Origin of the sequence: Escherichia sp. MOD1-EC6021 (assembly GCF_002965245.1) — a bacterium.
GTDB lineage: Bacteria > Pseudomonadota > Gammaproteobacteria > Enterobacterales > Enterobacteriaceae > Escherichia > Escherichia coli_F.
The window spans coordinates 35,670-55,355 of sequence record NZ_PTRU01000022.1 but is presented as its reverse complement, the minus strand read 5'-3'; the positions used below and the strand labels follow the sequence as shown (position 1 = coordinate 55,355).

The following is a 19,686-nucleotide window of genomic DNA, read 5'->3' as shown; positions in this document are numbered from 1 at the left end:
TGAATTTATAACAAGACTACTGTCAGGCAATTCAATAAATAATGGCGTTGAAGATGTCAACGCCATTATTGTTTATTAGAATGTTACTTTCATACTCTTAATATTATTTCATCGCCTCCTCGCCCGTTGCCGTATTGGCATCCACCGCGGTAATGGTCACCGTCACTGGCTTCATTTCGTACCCGCCATAGGTCAGGGCGTTAAATGTGAACGTATAGACACCAGGCTTGCTGGTACTAAATGTACGCGTGATTTTTCCGCTCACGAAATGGTCATTTTTCGACGGCAGGAACTGATAATCCTTCTCCGTCACCCCTTCCGGCGTCTGAATGTCGACCCACATATTCCCGCCAACGGGGTTATTTGCCGACATCAGGGTCACCTCCAGCTTCGCAGTCGATTTCCCATCCGCCACCAGCGAAGGCACATTAGATGATGCGGTGAGCTGCGCGTTTTTATCATCCGCGACGAATTTAGCTTCGGCGGTTTTCGTTGATACCTGACCGTTGTTCTGACTCACTTGCGCCGTGAGTGTATATGTCGCCGCAACAGTCGTGGTGGCGGTGAAAATAGCCTGCCCTTGCTCATTCGTTGTCGCAGTGCCATTCGGTTCCAGGTTTAACGAAGCCGGGCTGGCGGTCAGCGTCACTTCGCTATCTTTCACCAAATTCTTATTGGCATCAGTCACCGTAACTTTATACGTTTGTTTGGCTTTGCCGTCCGCCAGTGCATAGTTGCCAATCACCTCAATACTGGAGACGGTTGCGGTAGCCTTATCGGCTACAAACGTTATAGTCTGCGTATTCGAAGGCTGGCTATTCCCTGCCGATGCCGTGATCTCATACGTTCCGGCAGTCACTGAAACCACCTGCAACTCTGCTTTCCCCTCATCGTTGGCTTTCACCCAGACATTATCGCCAGTAAGCGGCTTGACACCCCGGGGCAGATTAAATGTCACCAGAGTTCCTGGAACAGGGTTACCGTTTTTATCCTCAACGGTCGCCGTCAGCGTAAAGGCATCTTTGCCGTTTGCCACTTTTTGAACGGCGGTGTCTACCTGCAGGTTTGCCTGACCGGAGCTGGCATCCGCGTTGAATTTCACCGTGACCGTCTTCTGAGAGTTTTTCACCGCGGCCGCGATTTCAAGTTCCCCTGCAACGGTTGATATCAACTCAATATCCGCTTTACCTGCCGCATTGGTTGTTACTGTATTCCCCGTCTTGCTAGTCACACCCTGCGGTAAAGTCAGCGTAACTTCTTGCCCCTGCAACGGGTTACCATAGCTGTCCACGACGGTCAGGGTTACCTGGTTAGCAGACTGTCCATTTGCCAGTTGGTTATTCACCTTCACCGCCATATCACTGATCACTGCCCGGGAAGCGTCGCCTGCAACATTCAGCACCAATGGCTGAGCAACGGCATTTTGGCCGTTCACGCGTGGCATGACAGACAACTGACCTGCAGCCGATCCCAGCGTTAAGGTCGCCACGTAGACCCCATTACTTTGCTCTGTCCAGCTTCCTGCTGAAGGTCGCTCTGATCCCGTGCTGGCGGCACCGCTAAACACTGGTGCATCTGGCTTCAGCCCGGTGACCGGGTTCCCGTACGCATCCTTCACGGTGAAGGTGAGTTCCGTCGTCGTTTTAACCGTTGGAGTCTTATTGTCCGCAACAAGCGTAGAGTTCGCTGATGACATCTCCCCGGCAATGACCGTCAACTGCGCGGCTTCGGTGGCTGCTGGCTGGCCGTTGAAGAGCGGCATGACACGAAGCTCGCCCGTCTTTCCGCCTGTGGTCAACGTAGCAACATAGGAACCGTCACCTTTTTCGGTCCAACTTGAAACGGTCGCCCCTTCAGAGGCGGTCCCCGTCAAACTTGCCGACAACGAAAGACCACTGATAGCGTTGCCATGCGCATCTTTCGCCACCAGCGTCACGGTTGTGCTTTCGCCTGCTTTTACGCGATCTGCGGCTACAGACACTGTCGACTGGCCTGAAGATAACGCATCAGCCACCACGGTCACTTTAGCCGCATTCGCTGCCGCATCCTTTCCATTTAGCTTCGGCATAACTTCTAATTCACCCGCCGTAGAGCCGAGAGTAATCTGCGCAGTCCACGTCCCATCACCATTATTTGTCCAGCCAGATGCCGTAGAACCAGCAGCTGCTGCGCCCGATAATGACGGTGCATCCGGATTGAGGCCTGTTACAGGGTTGTCATTGGCATCTTTTGCCGTCCAGATTGCCGTAACTGTACCGCCGACCACCGGTTTATCAGGATTCAGGGTGATGGACGAATGTGCTGCATCAAGCGGCCCGGCAACGAACTTCAGCGTTTGTTGTAATGTGCCCAGCTGATACTGCTCGCTGAAGGCACGCACAACAACGTTTCCGGCACGGGTCGAAGAAACCGTGGCGCTGTAAACCCCTGGTTTTATTTCCGAAATGGCACCAACGGTAACACCATTAGTGTCTTGCGGAACAAGTCGCAGGCGGCTGGCTTCTCCCGTCACCGGATTACCCTCGGAGTCCACCGCAGTCAGCGTCAGCGTGTAGGTTTGCTGACCATCAGCAACCACATCACCTGACGGCTCGTTAGCGCTCAGGGTGGAGTTTGCCACATCCATCATCGTGGCCCGCAGTTCTGCAGTGACAGTTTTGCTCATGTCATCAACGCTAACAGTAATCGTTGCCTCACCTGACTGCGTTCCGGTAGTAAAGACAGACTGATACACCCCTGCTTCAGTTTCGGTGAACTCACCCAGTGTTGGCTTTGCCTGTGATTTAGTGGCCTTCAGGGTACGAGTCACAATATTTCCAGCCGGTTTGAAGGTTAGTTCAGTCTTGATCTGATCTTTCATGCCCGTGACTGGCTGGCCCTCGGCGTCGCGCAGAGACAGCACCAGCGGCTTTTGCTCATTACCGTTAGCAAGCATTTGAATACGGCTCTGACCGTCAAGCGTTAACGCCGTACGATCGGCGCTCATACCAGCTCCGCTAATAACCACTTCTGTCTGCACACGTTTCGAGGCATTGCCTTTGTTATCGTAGGCAACTGCTGAAATCGCATAATAATTGTCTTTGCCTGCCTGATAAGCCGGGAGCGTCACTTGCCACTGACTACCCTGACCGGTAATTTTGCCACCTTCAGCCAGTAATGACGGCGCTTCCCACTGCACATTTTTCAGTCCGTGAGTTGCTTTGCTGACCACAAGCCCCAGGGAAAGTGTCTGACCGCCCTTGCCTTCAATACGCTCAGGCAGAGCAATACGGATCACTTCAGATTTGCGGTACTCAAGAACGATGTTGTTATTACGCTCAACCAGGTCATAGCGGCTGCCTGCCAGCATTCGACGCTCGCGAATGCTGTCTGTATCGAGTTGTTTTTGCAGAGGTTCGCCAATCCGATAATTAACTTCCAGGCCAAAGCGAGTGTCATTCTCACCACTCTTGCCCTGCTTATGCCCGGCACTCAGGGTCAGAAGAGGCACTGGTGTATAGGTTACCTCGGCAAAAATAGCATGCGGGTCTTTCTGGCGTTTATCTTTACCAAACAGCCCGACTTCATCGCCATAATACTGCTCATACATCAGGCTTGCGCCAAGCTGCGGCCAGGCAGGTAAATAGCCCTCAGCACGAATATCCCAGCCATTCGCCGGGCGTTCCTGATAATCCTCAACATCCGGTGATTTTTTCCAGCCAGAAGCCCGGATATAACCATTGGCGCTCAGTTTCAAATAATCACGCCAGTATTCCGCACCAACACCAATGCGGGTATGACTACGGGATAAATCATGATCGATAAAAGTATTCACCCCCGCCATCCAGTCATTTCCTGAAAAATGACGCCAGCCAAAACCAATATTTGACTGAGTACGATCGTCGGTACGATGTATTGCCCCCTGAGTGAACAACATATTTGTCGGCGTGTCATAAATCGGATAAAGCATTTCCAGCGAAGAGTCCTTCAGCGAGAAATTTTTATCGACATTCAGTTTGACGCGCGCAGTACCATATTTCCCGAGCCACTCCTGTATTTCCTGGTTAGCTTTAGCTGTGGCCATTCCGGTAAAAAAGTTACGTGTCGCATCGCTATCTGGCTGACTGCTTAAAAATGTCCCGGCATTTGCGGCAAACGATGCGACATTTTTCTCCACATTATTATCAGCAGCTACCGTGGTATTTTCCATGCTCAACCGTGGCTGAACCGCATGCTGCGCGCGTGCTGCCATTACTGGGGTAAAGGTGACAGCGAGTGGGAAAAGAACCTGAACAGAGATATTTGCCCACGCCACGCAGCGGGCCAGAACTGAATAACGAAATCGTGGTTGTTTATGACCTGTTTTATAACGTGACATTGAGATAATTTCCTGATGAACGAATTAACGAACATAGGCAAACACAAATAATGGTGTCTGCTTGTCAGAAAAACCGGGGATTTCCCGGTTTCCTTTTCCGCAGAAAAGGAAATACCTTTATGTAAGAAAGTACACCGCCACCTAATATATCCAGTGCCTGTAGCCACTCATCAGGTGGTTGGGCGCGGGATTATATTTTTATTTATGGGTGAAAATTTAGCTTTTTGTGCAAGTCATTAAATAGATACCTAAGTTATATTTCTTACTCTGCGGACAGTGAATAATTCATTATTCAGAGTGAATAATAATGACCTACCTTTAATTAGCAACTATCGGAAATACGTCGAAGTAGGTATATACGCCAGGATAAACCGATATATTTTTTATGGATATTCATTTTCCTTCATCAGACTGTGAATTGCAGGGATATCGAACTTGCACGACTCATCGCAACACTCAAACAGATTTATGAATTTCGTTCATAACCCCTGACAAATCCTGCCGTCTAATCGAGCTCTTCCCTTTACGTTATGCTTCTCATGAACGATAACGGAAGGATAACACCATGCAAAAAGTAAAACTGACAACGGTATTGAAATGCCCCTGTTGGGCTTTGGTGTATTTCGGATGACCGATGCCGCCGAATGCGAAAGAGCGGTCATTGACGCTATTAACACCGGTTATCGACTGATTGACACCGCCGCCTCTTATCAAAATGAAATCCAGGTCGGGAACGCACTGAAACAAAGCGGTATCGCCCGTAACGAACTCTTTGTCACCACGAAACTCTGGTTGCAGGATACCAGTTACGAAGGGGCCAAAGCCCAGTTCGAACGCTCTCTGAATCGACTGCAACTTGATTACGTTGACCTGTACTTGATTCACCAGCCATATGGCGATGTCCACGGAGCCTGGCGTGCCATGGAAGAGCTGCAACAGGCCGGTAAAATTCGCGCTATTGGCGTAAGTAACTTCCATCCTGACCGACTGGCTGACCTTATCGCTTTTAATAACGTCGTTCCGGCGGTAAACCAGGTTGAAGTTAACCCTTTCAATCAGCAGCTACAGGCCGTTCCCTGGATGCAAAGTCGTGGCATTCAGCCAGAAGCCTGGGCACCGTTTGCGGTTACAGGGCGGTAAGCGATTATGCATCTACCTATTTACGTCGGTCACTCAGTCAGAGTCTTGCCCATATTCAATGAGGTTCAACACCGCAGCCAATGAAAAGTAGGCCATGCGGGGATTAATAGCATTACTCATTAATCAATCGCTCTTTTCATTTACGTGCTCTTTATGTAACATATTGCTTTTATTGATCTTCCTGGAGTTTGCATGAATAAGAATCTCATCCTCGCATTTGCATTATTTTCCTTACCTGTATTTGCAGAAGAAGATCTGGGGCCAGGCAAATATGTTTGTGACATTAGGATTTCCAGCCTGGATACCGCTACTCAAATTCTGTCAAAATCCGCAACAGTTCTCGATAATGGAAACAATTTCATCGTTCAAATGCCAAATGGAGATCAATTGTACTCTCCAGATCTGGAAAATGTTGATGATGGTATAAAACAAAAAGCAACAATAGGTGGAGTGACATTTATTCGTCGTCCAACTTTTAACGATCGCTTCATCGTGGAAGATGGAAATACAGGATTCTTCTATAAGATGCGAAACTGCGAGAAGAAATAAAGGAAGTTTGATAGCGATATCCTCCTGATTTTCAGGCTTTGTACCTGTTCAAGACTTACAACTACAAGCCGCTACGTGTTAACGCCTCCCAAAATAACCACCGTTAACCGTAGCGGTCATAGATACTATTATTTTAGCCACATTACTGGTGATAATGATAATTGATATTATGGCCGTATAGAAAATAAGCATTAATTATCAGAAAGTTTATTATGTAAACGCGTCCTAATGATTACGTTATTCCTCTTACCGATATTCGCCCAGAGCAACCATCAATTACACATATCATCAATTTTCGAGTTTTACTCTTTTCTCCACCATAAAATCAATAAAAGCACGAACTTTAGAGGGCATTCTCACCCGTGATGAAACATAAATATAAAATCCAGGAAATGAAACAGCCCAATCCTCAAGAATCGGCTGTAACTTGCCCGCATTGATATGTTCAGCGATTGCAAAATCCAGATGTTGAATGATACCCGTTCCATTCAGCGCCATTCGTATCATGCTTTCGTCATCATTAGAAATATACTTACCTGAAACCTCTATTTCGAACTCTTCATTACCCCCCACAACATTAGAAAACTCCCATGCAGAGAGTGCACCGCTACTTTTATGCCGCAACCGAAGGCAATTATGGTTACTCAGTTCCTGAGGCGTTTCAGGAATACCGTGTTCTTTTAAATAATCTGGCGATGCCACAGTAACCAGTTTAATAAGCGGAGAAACAGGAACGGCAGTCATATGCTCATCCAGTCCTTGCTCAAGACGTATGCCCACATCACAGCCGTCCGCAATAATGTTAGATAAACCGTCATCCATAATGAGTTCTATCTTTGTTTTGGGGTAACGAGTAAGAAACTCGCCAATATGAGGCTCAACAAGCATCCGTGCTGCAACACGGGAGGAATTTATTCTCAACAGGCCTGTAGGTTCAAGTTGGGTATCACCAACATCTTTCAAAGCATCATCAATTTGCCCCAAAGCCGACACCAGCACTTCATACAGACGCTGTCCTTCCTCAGTAAGCGACATATTGCGGGTCGTACGGTATATCAGCTTGGTGTTAAGACGTTCCTCAAGAGATTTTAAATTCTGGGACAATGCGGCCCGCGTAATACCCATTTCAGAAGCGGCTCTGGAAAAACTGCCGGCACGAACAATCAGCGCAAACCAGGCAAGAGAAGGCAAAATTGAAGGCTCTATTTTCATCATTGTAAACCTTAACTTAACACTGTGATAGATATTAGACCATTGATGATAACCAATACAAGTCATACTATTACGCCGTTCTCGATATGAACACAAATGCCAGTTGCGGATAATAGAAATGATATTTAAATCTGTTTAGGCAAATCCCTGGAGCTTGAAATGAAAACGGTTTCGATAAAACACACTTACTGGGATATAGCTGCTGATATCTATTTCCCTGACGATTTTAATAGTGAAAAAAAGTATCCTGCCATTATCAGTGCCCATCCAATTGGAAGCTGCAAAGAACAGACATCGGGTAGTGTGTATGGTGCCGCCCTGGCAAAAGCTGGCTTTATCGTCATTGCTTTTGATGCCAGTTTTCAGGGAAGCAGCGGTGGAGAACCGCGTTATCTGGAAGATCCAACAATGCGAGTAAAAGACTTCAGCATTGTCGTTGATTACCTTACCACCTTACCTTACGTTGATGCCGGGCGTATTGGTGTACTGGGTATTTGTGGTGGAGGTGGATATGCCATTAATGCCGCAATGACAGAACGTCGGATTAAAGCCATTGGTACTGTCACGGGTGCTAACTACGGGCGTCTTATGCGTGAGGGATTTACAGCGTTAAATCCTATCGGAGCACTCGAAGCAATGGCGCAACAAAGAACAGACGAAGCTAACGGCGCAAAACTTCGCGTAGATGATTTGCTCCCTTCTTCTCCGGAAGCAGCTCTTGAAGCGGGATTAACAGAAATAGACCTTTTTGAAGCAACAGAATATTATCGTTCGCCACGAGGCTGTGCGCCTAATGGGGTAAATCGTTCGCTATTTTCACATCAGACTGTTGCCGTGGGCTGGGATGCTTTTCATCTTGCAGAAGTCCTGTTAACTCAACCACTAATGGTTGTAGTGGGCGATAGAGTGGGCGCTTTTGGTGCCTATCGTGACGGCTGCGAAATTATTGGTCGTGCAGCCTCAAAACATAAAGAGTTGGTCGTGGTTGAAGGTTATTCACATTACGACCTGTATGATAAGCCAGAACCTGTGAAACAGGCGCTCGATAAATTAATTCCTTTTTACAAAACACATTTGTAATAACCTTGCAGGGAGATTCATTATCTCCCTGAGATTTATCCTTTATTGACTTCACGACAATAATAAAATTACTCAAAAAGAATTCTATTAAAGGAAAAAAGCATCAAAAAGTAGCAACTCAACTTATTAAGATTATACGCATTAAAATCAGATAAACATTTGAGGTATTGTTATGACAAATAAACACCCATCATTGTTTTCTCCTTTTATGCTGACAGAAAAAATAAAGCTACGTAATCGTATCGTTATGGCCCCTATGACGACCTGGTCAGCGAATCCTGATGGAACCATCTCTGAGCAAGAACTCGAATTTTATAAACGCCGCTCACAAAATGTTGGTTTAGTAATAACAGGATGTACCTATGTCACGCCAAGCGGCATTGGGTTTACTCATGAATTTGCCGCGTATGACGACCGTTTCATTAACAGCCTTGAAAAGTTAGCTGCTGCAGCCAAAAGTGGCGGTGCTCCGGCTATTTTGCAGATTTTCCACGCCGGTAATAAAGCCATCCCGGAGCTTGTGCCAAATTACGATGTTATTAGTGCCAGCGCATCAAGCGTAAAATCTGGTGACTTTATGAAGAGAGTGGTACAAAGCAGGGAAATGACTGAAAACGAAATTCAGGAAACCATTAGAGCATTCGGAGATGTCACAAAAAGGGCGATTAAAGCAGGTTTTGATGGCGTTGAACTTCATGGTGCGCACGGATTCCTTCTGCAGAATTTCTTCTCCCCTCTATTTAACCAGCGTAATGACCGATGGGGAGGAGATCTTGAAGGACGTATGCGCTTCCCGCTGGCCGTATTACAGGAAGTAAAAAATGTAGTCTATGAATATGCGACAAAGCCCTTTGCCATCGGTTACAGAATATCTCCTGAAGAATCTGCAACAGGGGGGCTGCGGATAGAGGATACTTATAAACTCCTTGATCGGCTCATTTCATCCGGTATTTCGTATATACATACCTCGCTGGTCAGTATTAACGATAGCTACCCTGTTGAGTCGCCAAATGGCCCCCGAACTATTGAATTGATTTTAAATCATATTGCAGGCAGAGTGCCGGTAATCGCTGCAGGTAAAATACGCACACCGTCTCAGGCTCAAGAAGCAATTTCCGCTGGCCTGCCACTTGTTGCGATCGGTAAAGGGCTGGTGATAAATCCAGAATGGGTGACTTTAGCTGAATCAGGTAGAGGCCATGAAATTCAAACAGCCCTTAATCCACAACGTGTTCCTGAATTAACCATTCCGGATAAACTATGGGATCAAATTCAGGCATCGAAAGGAACTGGCTGGTTTCCGTTAATGGATTAAATATCTATTACTCTCCCGAGAGTAAAACTATCAAACCAATGAGTAACCGATACAGCCTCGCAAATTCTTTCAGATAATTAACCCGTCACTGCGGCACGTTCTCTCATAAGGCGTGCCTGCTGTGTAATCCAGTATGTATCCGGCATACTTGACGGTTTAATAGAACTCAATTCCTTTCCCAGGTTACCAACAACGATATCTTGTATAACACCCCAGGAGATACGACATTATGATGAGATGAGGTATGCTCCTCAGCGCCAATCAACGCCAGGGCTGGGCCAGTTTTGAGATCAGACTCATTCCCGGACTGACTTCAGGCGACATATATCAATGACGTTGGGGCAATAAAAGATAGCCGATGTAATACATCCATTCAAATTTGTGATACATGTCAAAAAATTGGTTGACCAAACTCGTTATTTATATAAGTGCACTCTTTTTTAAAGCGAGGAAGTACCAATGAAAGAGAATAAAGTACAGCAAATCAGTCATAAACTGATTAATATCGTTGTTTTGGTAGCAATTGTAGAATACGCCTATTTATTTCTCCATTTCTATTAATAACGGCAATAAACTGTTCACTTCAGTGATATTTAAAATATGCATCCTCTCCCTTTTTTTTAATTAATTATTATATCCGTGGGAGAGGAATACACGCTGTCAGGTAATCAATCAAACTGCGATAAATCATCGGCCAGTAAAGTGGAGATAGCCTCCATTCTCGAAAAATTCATACTCTCAGCGAAACCATCATCAATCACTCATCCAGGCGTTTATGGGAGCGTCGCCAATGGCTGCTAACAATGCCAGACTTCCCCGTTGCCGAAATTCCACATACCACAAATGGTCACAGGGATTGGGTGTTGAAATGATCCGGATGAGCATGTATCTTTACGGTTATGTTATAACATAACAGGTAAAAATGATGAAACCCAATATCCATCCTGAGTATCGTACTGTGGTGTTCCATGACACCAGTGTTGATGAGTACTTTAAAATCGGCTCGACTATCAAAACAGACCGTGAGATTGAGCTGGATGGCGTAACGTATCCGTACGTGACAATTGATGTCTCTTCGAAATCGCACCCGTTCTATACAGGGAAGCTGAGAACAGTGGCATCAGAAGGAAATGTTGCACGGTTCACCCAACGTTTTGGTCGTTTTGTTAGCACGAAAAAGGGGGCGTGATGAAAGTCCTTAACTCTCTGCGTACCGCAAAAGAACGCCATCCAGACTGTCAGATTGTGAAGCGAAAAGGACGGCTGTATGTGATTTGTAAATCTAATCCACGTTTTAAGGCCGTTCAGGGGCGTAAGAAAAAGCGTTGATTCATAATTCGCCGGATTAACGATATTTGTCTGATTAATAATCAGACCGGATTAATGTTGGTGTATTGATTACACCAACATTAATTTTCCTGGAAATATATTCTTTAAGTTCATTTAAAGCCAACTGCCTGACGTTTCTCTCCGAATATTCCATTATATTAATGTTGATTTGTTGACCAACTTCGCCCCTGTATGCTGGTATCAACTCTCTTTTAGACTGAACAAGCCACTCCGCTCCCTCCCTTTGCGGAGCAGCCTGCATTTACACTCAAACTGTTAAGATGATAAATGTGGTAAATCTGTTGGTACTAACATAAAAACGTTTACGCCACAGGAACAGCCTGATCCACCGGTAACCCCATCGCCGACGTTCGAGTGCCAGTTAGAGTAACGCGCACAGATGACTGCACGCAGTGCCCTGTCAAAGAGACCATCGTTCCTGTGACAGCTGGCAGCCTTCGTTTAACTTCACTTAATTTGGCTCTTGGGGGGCTTACCGAACAGATGACGTAGTCACACCTATTCAATTTTTCACCACTTATTGGAGTAAACACCCATAACCATTTTGTGCGGCATGTTAATCCATTAAAACACCTTATTGATTGTCAAATCCTCTTTAATGATGGCCAATAATAGTTTTATGTTCTATTTATTATCATTAAAACTTGTTTTTTTACTAGTCGAGCACAAAACGCATTAAGACTATTCCTAACACCTCAGGGCAAAGTTCCTGGCTAATATAAAATGTAAGTAAGAATTGAACGTTATATTGCCAATAACCTTATGAAACTGAATGTCTTTTTCTTCTTATCAAAAAAGCAATATTTTCATTTTTAGTAAATATTGACTTAACCATGGAATTCCTTTTCTGTTCACATATTGACACTCATCAGGAAAAAAACATAAATTTAAGCCCAATCGAAAATAATTAAAACTTAATCTCGTTTAACCTATATTGATATGTGCTACGTATCTTATTTACTTCCGATTTACTAACAACACTGAATGTACCTGTAAAAATTACAGGTTTGGAAAGTAGTGACATGGCAAAATGATTACAGCAGGGACTATGAGGTTAAAAACCATATGGAATATCAAAACCGTTCTGATAAATACATCTGGTCTCCCCATGACGCCTACTTCTATAAAGGACTCTCTGAACTGATTGTGGATATCGACAGATTAATTTATCTATCGCTGGAGAAAATTAGAAAAGATTTCGTGTTTATCAATCTCAATACGGATTCTTTAACTGAGTTTATAAACCGTGATAACGAATGGTTATCCGCGGTAAAGGGGAAACAGGTCGTATTGATTGCGGCCAGAAAGTCAGAAGCCTTAGCAAATTATTGGTATTACAACAGCAATATTAGGGGCGTGGTATACGCTGGGCTGAGTCGTGATATTAGAAACGAATTGGCCTATGTGATTAATGGCAGGTTTCTCAAAAAAGATATTAAGAAAGATAAAATCACGGACCGGGAAATGGAAATTATCCGCATGACGGCCCAGGGAATGCTGCCTAAATCGATTGCCAGAATTGAAAATTGTAGTGTGAAGACAGTGTATACCCATCGGCGTAATGCTGAGGCCAAGCTGTACTCAAAAATATATAAGTTGGTTCCGTAAACTCCAGGCAAGTTAGTTTTAAAAAATGACTCACAGGGACATCATGTCCTCAATTTAACTCGGGAAGAAAAGCAATGAAAAAAAAGGTTCTGGCAATAGCTCTGGTAACGGTGTTTACCGGCATGGGTGTGGCGCAGGCTGCTGACGTAACAGCTCAGGCTGTAGCGACATGGTCGGCAACAGCCAAAAAAGACACCACCAGTAAACTGGTGGTGACGCCACTCGGTAGCCTGGCGTTCCAGTATGCCGAAGGCATTAAAGGCTTTAACTCACAGAAAGGTCTATTTGACGTGGCTATTGAGGGTGACTCAACGGCTACCGCCTTTAAACTGACCTCACGTCTTATCACCAACACCTTAACCCAGTTGGATACCTCAGGTTCCACACTGAATGTGGGCGTGGATTATAACGGCGCGGTAGTCGAAAAAACTGGCGATACCGTGATGATCGATACCGCCAACGGCGTACTGGGCGGCAACCTTAGCCCGCTGGCTAACGGTTACAATGCCAGCAATCGTACCACCGCACAGGATGGTTTCACCTTCTCCATCATCAGCGGTACCACCAATGGTACCACCGCAGTAACCGATTACAGCACTCTACCGGAAGGCATCTGGAGCGGCGACGTTAGCGTACAGTTCGACGCGACCTGGACCAGTTAATCTCTCTGATGTACCAGCAGGGGTAGCCCCCCTGCTTTATTCCTGGACGGAATTGTTATGAAAAAGCACCTTCTGCCTCTCGCTCTGCTGTTTGCCGGAATATCTCCGGCCCATGCGCTGGATGTCGGCGATATATCATCGTTTATGAACAGTGACAGCAGCACGCTGAGCAAAACAATCAAAAACAGTACCGACAGTGGTCGCCTCATCAATATCCGTCTCGAACGGCTCTCTTCACCGCTTGACGACGGGCAGGTTATCGCAATGGACAAGCCGGATGAGTTGCTACTCACTCCCGCCAGCTTGCTGCTACCCGCCCAAGCCAGCGAAGTGATCCGCTTCTTCTATAAGGGACCAGTAGATAAAAAAGAGCGCTACTACCGCATTGTCTGGTTTGATCAGGCCCTCAGTGATGCGCAGCGCGATAATGCCAACCGCAGCGCTGTGGCCACTGCTTCCGCCCGCATCGGCACCATTCTGGTCGTCGCCCCCCGCCAGGCGAACTACCGCTTTCAGTACGCCAACGGCTCCCTGACAAATACAGGAAATGCGACGCTGCGGATCCTCGCCTACGGCCCCTGCCTGAAAGCCGCCAATGGTAAGGAGTGTAAAGAGAACTACTACCTGATGCCGGGCAAGTCGCGTCGTTTTACCCGCGTGGACACGGCGGATAACAAAGGACGGGTTGCACTTTGGCAGGGTGATAAGTTCATTCCCGTGAAATAGATAGCTGTGCAGATGGATAACGACAATGCCTTTACGACGGTTCTCCCCAGGACTGAAAGCCCAGTTTGCCTTCGGCATGGTCTTTTTGTTCGTTCAGCCCGATGCCAGCGCTGCTGACATAAGCGCGCAGCAAATAGGTGGGGTGATTATTCCGCAGGCCTTCAGTCAGGCGCTTCAGGACGGCATGAGCATCCCGCTCTATATTCATCTCGCCGGTAGCCAGGGTCGCCAGGACGATCAGCGAATCGGCAGCGCTTTTATCTGGTTGGATGATGGACAGTTACGCATCCGGAAAATACAGCTGGAAGAGAGTGAAGATAACGCCAGTGTCAGCGAACAAACTCGACAGCAACTGATGACTCTGGCCAACGCCCCGTTCAATGAGGCCCTTACCATCCCCCTGACTGACAACGCGCAGTTGGATCTCAGCTTGCGCCAACTGCTGCTGCAGCTGGTGGTCAAGCGCGAAGCACTGGGCACCGTACTACGCTCACGTAGCGAAGACATCGGGCAATCCAGTGTTAACACCCTCAGCAGTAACCTGAGCTATAACTTCGGCATCTATAACAACCAGTTGCGTAACGGCGGGAACAATACATCCAGCTATCTGTCGCTAAATAACGTGACAGCACTGCGCGAACATCATGTGGTGCTCGACGGCTCGCTGTATGGGATCGGTAGCGGTCAACAGGACAGTGAATTATATAAAGCGATGTATGAACGCGATTTTGCTGGTCACCGATTTGCCGGTGGAATGCTCGACACCTGGAACTTGCAGTCCTTAGGGCCGATGACCGCCATTTCAGCAGGGAAGATTTACGGCCTTTCCTGGGGAAACCAGGCCAGCTCCACCATCTTCGACAGCAGCCAGTCGGCCACGCCAGTGATCGCCTTTTTACCGGCGGCGGGCGAAGTACATCTCACCCGTGATGGGCGGCTACTAAGCGTTCAGAACTTCACCATGGGCAATCATGAAGTGGATACCCGAGGTCTACCGTACGGTATTTACGATGTGGAAGTTGAGGTGATCGTTAACGGTCGCGTGATCAGCAAACGCACCCAGCGGGTCAATAAGCTGTTTAGCCGGGGGCGCGGTGTCGGTGCGCCGCTGGCGTGGCAGATATGGGGCGGCAGCTTTCATATGGATCGCTGGTCGGAAAACGGGAAAAAGACGCGACCAGCTAAAGAGAGTTGGCTAGCAGGAGCCTCGACCTCCGGCTCACTGAGTACGCTTAGCTGGGCGGCAACGGGATATGGGTACGATAATCAGGCAGTAGGTGAAACCCGTCTGACGCTGCCGCTTGGGGGAGCAATCAACGTTAACCTGCAAAACATGCTGGCCAGTGACAGCTCATGGAGCAATATCGGCAGCATCAGCGCCACACTACCGGGAGGCTTCAGTTCGCTGTGGGTTAACCAGGAGAAAACCCGCATTGGCAATCAATTGCGGCGTAGCGATGCCGACAACCGTGCAATCGGCGGCACACTCAACCTGAACTCACTGTGGTCGAAGCTGGGCACATTCAGCATCAGCTACAATGATGACCGCCGCTACAACAGCCATTATTACACGGCAGATTACTATCAAAGTGTTTACAGCGGTACCTTTGGTTCGCTTGGCCTGCGAGCCGGTATTCAGCGCTATAACAACGGCGACAGCAGCGCCAATACAGGGAAATATATCGCTCTCGATCTCTCGCTACCTCTGGGCAACTGGTTTAGCGCAGGGATGACTCATCAAAACGGCTACACCATGGCAAACCTGTCAGCACGCAAGCAGTTTGATGAAGGAACCATTCGCACTGTTGGTGCCAATCTGTCACGAGCCATCTCCGGCGATACCGGTGATGACAAAACCCTCAGCGGTGGGGCGTATGCACAGTTCGACGCTCGTTACGCCAGCGGAACGCTGAACGTCAATAGCGCGGCGGACGGCTACGTCAATACCAACTTGACCGCCAATGGCAGCGTCGGCTGGCAGGGTAAAAACATCGCTGCCAGCGGGCGGACTGATGGCAACGCTGGGGTGATATTCAACACCGGGCTGGAGGACGACGGTCAGATCAGCGCCAAAATCAACGGGCGGATTTTCCCGCTTAACGGCAAGCGCAACTACCTCCCGCTCTCTCCGTATGGGAGATATGAGGTGGAGTTGCAGAACAGCAAAAACTCACTCGACAGCTACGATATCGTCAGCGGCCGCAAAAGCCATCTGACCCTCTATCCAGGCAATGTCGCCGTCATTGAGCCAGAGGTGAAGCAGATGGTTACCGTCTCCGGTCGTATCCGTGCAGAAGACGGCACACTGCTGGCTAACGCACGGATTAACAACCATATCGGCCGAACCCGAACCGATGAAAACGGCGAGTTTGTCATGGACGTGGATAAGAAATACCCCACTATCGATTTTCGCTACAGTGGCAATAAAACCTGCGAAGTGGCACTGGAACTCGACCAGGCGCGCGGTGCCGTCTGGGTCGGTGATGTGGTCTGCAGCGGCCTCTCATCGTGGGCGGCGGTGACGCAGACAGGAGAAGAGAATGAGAGTTAACCTACTGATAGCGATGATAATCTTTGCGCTATTCTGGCCAGCAACCGCGCTCAGAGCTGCAGTGAGCAAAACAATCTGGACGGATGCACCGGCACGCGAGTTTGTGTTTGTCGAAAACAACTCAGACGACAACTTTTTCGTCACGCCTGGCGGGGCGCTGGATCCGCGCCTGACCGGTGCCAACCGCTGGACCGGTTTAAAATACACTGGCTCAGGAACCATCTATCAACAAAGCCTCGGCTACATTGATAACGGTTACAACACCGGCCTTTATACCAACTGGAAGTTTGATATGTGGCTGGAAAATTCGCCGGTTTCATCTCCTTTAACTGGCTTGCGCTGCATCAACTGGTACGCAGGGTGTAATATGACCACCAGTCTTATCCTGCCGCAAACCACCGACGCCAGTGGATTTTATGGCGCGACGGTGACCAGCGGCGGCTCGAAGTGGATGCACGGCATGTTGTCAGACGCGTTTTACCAGTATCTGCAACAAATGCCCGTTGGCAGCAGCTTTACGATGACCATCAATGCCTGCCAAACCTCAGTGAACTATGACGCCAGCAGCGGCGCGCGCTGTAAGGATCAGGCCTCCGGCAACTGGTATGTTCGCAACGTCACCCATACGAAAGCAGCAAATTTGCGGTTGATAAATACCCACTCGCTGGCGGAGGTATTTATCAACAGCGACGGAGTACCGACTCTGGGCGAAGGGAACGCCGACTGCCGGACGCAAACCATCGGCAGCCGTTCAGGATTAAGTTGTAAGATGGTTAACTATACCCTGCAAACAAACGGGCTCAGCAACACCTCAATCCATATATTCCCGGCGATCGCCAACTCGTCGTTAGCCTCGGCCGTCGGGGCGTACGATATGCAGTTCAGTCTGAATGGTAGTTCATGGAAACCGGTGAGCAATACCGCTTATTACTACACCTTCAACGAGATGAAGAGCGCAGACTCGATCTATGTTTTCTTCTCGAGCAACTTCTTTAAGCAGATGGTGAACCTGGGGATCAGCGATATCAACACCAAAGATCTATTCAACTTTCGCTTTCAGAACACCACATCACCGGAGTCTGGCTGGTATGAATTTTCTACCTCCAACACGCTGATTATCAAACCCCGTGATTTCAGCATCAGTATTATCTCCGATGAATATACTCAGACACCGTCGCGGGAGGGATATGTTGGCAGCGGCGAGTCGGCACTCGATTTCGGCTATATCGTAACCACCAGCGGTAAAACAGCTGCCGACGAAGTGCTGATCAAGGTGACCGGACCCGCGCAGGTGATTGGCGGACGCTCCTATTGTGTCTTCAGCTCCGATGACGGTAAGGCGAAAGTACCGTTCCCGGCGACGCTTTCCTTTATTACCCGCAACGGAGCTACAAAAACCTACGATGCCGGGTGCGATGATAGCTGGCGGGATATGACCGATGCGCTGTGGCTAACCACACCGTGGACTGATATCTCTGGCGAAGTGGGGCAGATGGATAAGACCACTGTCAAATTTTCGATTCCAATGGATAACGCCATTTCGCTGCGTACGATAGATGATAACGGCTGGTTTGGCGAAGTTAGCGCTTCAGGAGAGATTCATGTTCAGGCGACATGGCGTAACATTAACTAAGGCCCTGCTGACAGTGGTCTGTATGCTGGCGACACCTTTGACACAGGCGATTTCGGTCGGCAATCTGACTTTTTCACTGCCGTCCGAGACTGACTTTGTCAGCAAACGTGTAGTGAATAACAACAAAAGCGCGCGGATATACCGTATTGCCATCAGTGCCATCGATAGCCCAGGCAGCAGTGAATTGCGCACTCGACCAGTGGATGGTGAACTGCTTTTCGCTCCCCGCCAGCTGGCGTTGCAGGCTGGTGAGAGTGAGTATTTTAAATTTTACTATCATGGCCCCCAGGATAACCGCGAGCGCTACTACCGGGTCTCATTCCGCGAGGTCCCCACTCGCAACCAGACAAGACGTAGCCCAACCGGCGGCGAGGTCAGCACGGAGCCGGTGGTGGTGATGGATACCATTCTGGTAGTACGACCACGTCAGGTTCAGTTTAAATGGTCCTTCGACCAGGTGACAGGAACGGTAAGTAACACCGGCAACACGTGGTTTAAGCTACTGATTAAACCAGGATGTGATTCGACCGAAGAGGAAGGCGACGCCTGGTACCTACGTCCAGGGGACGTGGTTCATCAGCCTGCGTTACGTCAACCGGGGAATCATTATCTGGTCTATAACGACAAATTCATTAAGATTAGCGATTCCTGTCCGGCTAAACCCCCTTCGGCGGACTAAGACTTATCCATCGGACGAGGGAAGAATTCCACCTCAGAGACTCAAATAATCGTTTAAATGATGTGGAAGCGATCGTCAATGTCACCTGTAATGATGGGCTTTCTCATATGTACACCATAGTGTTCAGGAGACACGGAAAGGTGCCAGGCAGCCTGCTAACGAGTGGTTTCTTCACGAATTAGTACGTAAAATCGGTAACGGCTGGAAATCATTCAATACTCACACTATCGAAAGTTCCCCAGCCAACCGCGGTACGTTCTTACATACGATGTACCGCTGTTCTCTTTACGATTTATAGCTGTACTGGTGAATTATGAGCAATCTGAATCCATGCATGACGTGTGGTGCCTGTTGTGCATTTTTCCGCGTCTCTTTTTACTGGGCCGAAGCCGACGATGCTGGCGGTACCATTCCCGCCAGGCTCACTGAACAAATATCCCCTTTTCACCGATGCATGAGCGGTACCAATCAGAAAAACCCCCGATGTATTGCCCTTGCAGGAACACCGGGCAAAAATGCCTGCTGCACGATATATAAAAATCGATCGTCCACGTGCAGAGAATTCGCCATGTCTGGTGAGAACGGAGAAGTCAATGAGGCTTGCAATCGTGCAAGAGCTAAATACGGGCTGACACCGTTATAAATATGCAATAATTAATTGCACTGCCCCGCCAGCTATAATCGCGGGGCTTCGTTTTTCAGGGATAACAAAACCCGAAACTTCTTCCATCTGCCAGCAACAATGCCTCTTCCTCTATAGGGTTCTCCGGATCTACAGCATCCTGAAGTAGCGCGATGTACTCACTGGCTATCTGCATCAGAAA

At 48.0% G+C, this 19,686-nt stretch carries 16 protein-coding genes and 1 pseudogene; 14 read left to right on the top strand and 3 right to left on the bottom strand.

The window, feature by feature from the left end:
• Positions 1-103: 103 nt before the first annotated feature.
• A complete protein-coding gene (fdeC, locus tag BEB54_RS20870) occupies positions 104-4,357 on the bottom strand; it encodes an inverse autotransporter adhesin FdeC (protein WP_105277155.1) in 4,254 nt (1,417 codons plus the stop codon).
• 597 nt (positions 4,358-4,954) lie between these two features.
• Here fdeC and BEB54_RS20865 point away from each other — a divergent pair.
• Together BEB54_RS20865 and BEB54_RS20860 are read left to right on the top strand one after the other, a co-directional pair.
• Positions 4,955-5,482, top strand: a pseudogene (locus tag BEB54_RS20865) (aldo/keto reductase); the annotation flags it as partial.
• A 207-nt stretch (positions 5,483-5,689) separates the two neighbouring features.
• On the top strand, positions 5,690-6,046 hold the full coding sequence (locus BEB54_RS20860) for a hypothetical protein (RefSeq protein ID WP_001038968.1): 357 nt from the start codon (positions 5,690-5,692) through the stop codon (positions 6,044-6,046).
• Positions 6,047-6,334: 288 nt separating this feature from the next.
• Here BEB54_RS20860 and BEB54_RS20855 read toward each other — a convergent pair whose 3' ends face one another.
• Positions 6,335-7,261 (bottom strand): LysR family transcriptional regulator, encoded by a 927-nt coding sequence (locus BEB54_RS20855; protein ID WP_001307603.1) that lies wholly within the window; start codon positions 7,259-7,261, stop codon positions 6,335-6,337.
• A gap of 156 nt (positions 7,262-7,417) precedes the next feature.
• Here BEB54_RS20855 and BEB54_RS20850 point away from each other — a divergent pair, with 156 nt between their 5' ends.
• The 5 genes from BEB54_RS20850 to ykgO all read left to right on the top strand — a co-directional run bounded on the left by BEB54_RS20850 (position 7,418) and on the right by ykgO (position 10,982).
• Positions 7,418-8,338, top strand: coding sequence for an alpha/beta hydrolase (locus BEB54_RS20850; protein ID WP_105277154.1), 921 nt, complete (start codon positions 7,418-7,420; stop codon positions 8,336-8,338).
• A 172-nt stretch (positions 8,339-8,510) separates the two neighbouring features.
• Positions 8,511-9,653: an NADH-dependent flavin oxidoreductase gene (locus tag BEB54_RS20845; protein ID WP_105282257.1), complete on the top strand. Its 1,143-nt coding sequence runs from the start codon at positions 8,511-8,513 to the stop codon at positions 9,651-9,653.
• 459 nt (positions 9,654-10,112) lie between these two features.
• Positions 10,113-10,214: a small membrane protein YkgR gene (gene ykgR / locus BEB54_RS29980; protein WP_032183332.1), complete on the top strand. Its 102-nt coding sequence runs from the start codon at positions 10,113-10,115 to the stop codon at positions 10,212-10,214.
• A 364-nt stretch (positions 10,215-10,578) separates the two neighbouring features.
• Positions 10,579-10,842, top strand: a complete 264-nt coding sequence (locus tag BEB54_RS20830; protein WP_000803998.1) for a type B 50S ribosomal protein L31 — start codon at positions 10,579-10,581, stop codon at positions 10,840-10,842.
• The gene (ykgO, locus tag BEB54_RS20825) at positions 10,842-10,982 is read left to right on the top strand and encodes a type B 50S ribosomal protein L36 (protein ID WP_000866436.1); all 141 of its coding nucleotides are present in this window, start codon (positions 10,842-10,844) and stop codon (positions 10,980-10,982) included. Before BEB54_RS20830 ends, ykgO begins: the two co-directional genes overlap by 1 nt.
• 34 nt (positions 10,983-11,016) lie before the next feature.
• Here the strand turns inward: ykgO and ykgL are convergent, their stop codons facing one another.
• Positions 11,017-11,244, bottom strand: coding sequence for a protein YkgL (gene ykgL, locus BEB54_RS20820; protein WP_105277152.1), 228 nt, complete (start codon positions 11,242-11,244; stop codon positions 11,017-11,019).
• Positions 11,245-12,068: 824 nt separating this feature from the next.
• On the opposite strand from ykgL, the gene ecpR reads away from it, so the two are divergent.
• The 7 genes from ecpR (at position 12,069) to BEB54_RS20780 (ending at position 19,505) form a co-directional block, all read left to right on the top strand.
• The gene (ecpR, locus tag BEB54_RS20810; protein ID WP_024166199.1) at positions 12,069-12,611 is read left to right on the top strand and encodes an ECP biosynthesis operon DNA-binding transcriptional regulator EcpR; all 543 of its coding nucleotides are present in this window, start codon (positions 12,069-12,071) and stop codon (positions 12,609-12,611) included.
• Positions 12,612-12,685: 74 nt separating this feature from the next.
• Complete coding sequence (ecpA, locus tag BEB54_RS20805; RefSeq protein ID WP_105277150.1) at positions 12,686-13,273, top strand: common pilus major fimbrillin subunit EcpA; 588 nt, start codon at positions 12,686-12,688, stop codon at positions 13,271-13,273.
• A 57-nt stretch (positions 13,274-13,330) separates the two neighbouring features.
• Positions 13,331-13,999 (top strand): fimbrial chaperone EcpB, encoded by a 669-nt coding sequence (gene ecpB, locus BEB54_RS20800; protein WP_105277149.1) that lies wholly within the window; start codon positions 13,331-13,333, stop codon positions 13,997-13,999.
• A gap of 25 nt (positions 14,000-14,024) precedes the next feature.
• Entirely contained in the window at positions 14,025-16,550 is a 2,526-nt protein-coding gene (ecpC, locus tag BEB54_RS20795) for a fimbrial usher EcpC (protein WP_105277148.1), read from the top strand.
• Positions 16,540-18,183, top strand: a complete 1,644-nt coding sequence (gene ecpD, locus BEB54_RS20790; protein ID WP_105277147.1) for a fimbrial adhesin EcpD — start codon at positions 16,540-16,542, stop codon at positions 18,181-18,183. Before ecpC ends, ecpD begins: the two co-directional genes overlap by 11 nt.
• Entirely contained in the window at positions 18,152-18,862 is a 711-nt protein-coding gene (gene ecpE / locus BEB54_RS20785) for a fimbrial chaperone EcpE (protein ID WP_105277146.1), read from the top strand. Before ecpD ends, ecpE begins: the two co-directional genes overlap by 32 nt.
• Before the next feature lie 313 nt (positions 18,863-19,175).
• Positions 19,176-19,505, top strand: coding sequence for a YkgJ family cysteine cluster protein (locus BEB54_RS20780; protein ID WP_001307600.1), 330 nt, complete (start codon positions 19,176-19,178; stop codon positions 19,503-19,505).
• The last annotated feature ends 181 nt before the right edge of the window (positions 19,506-19,686 follow it).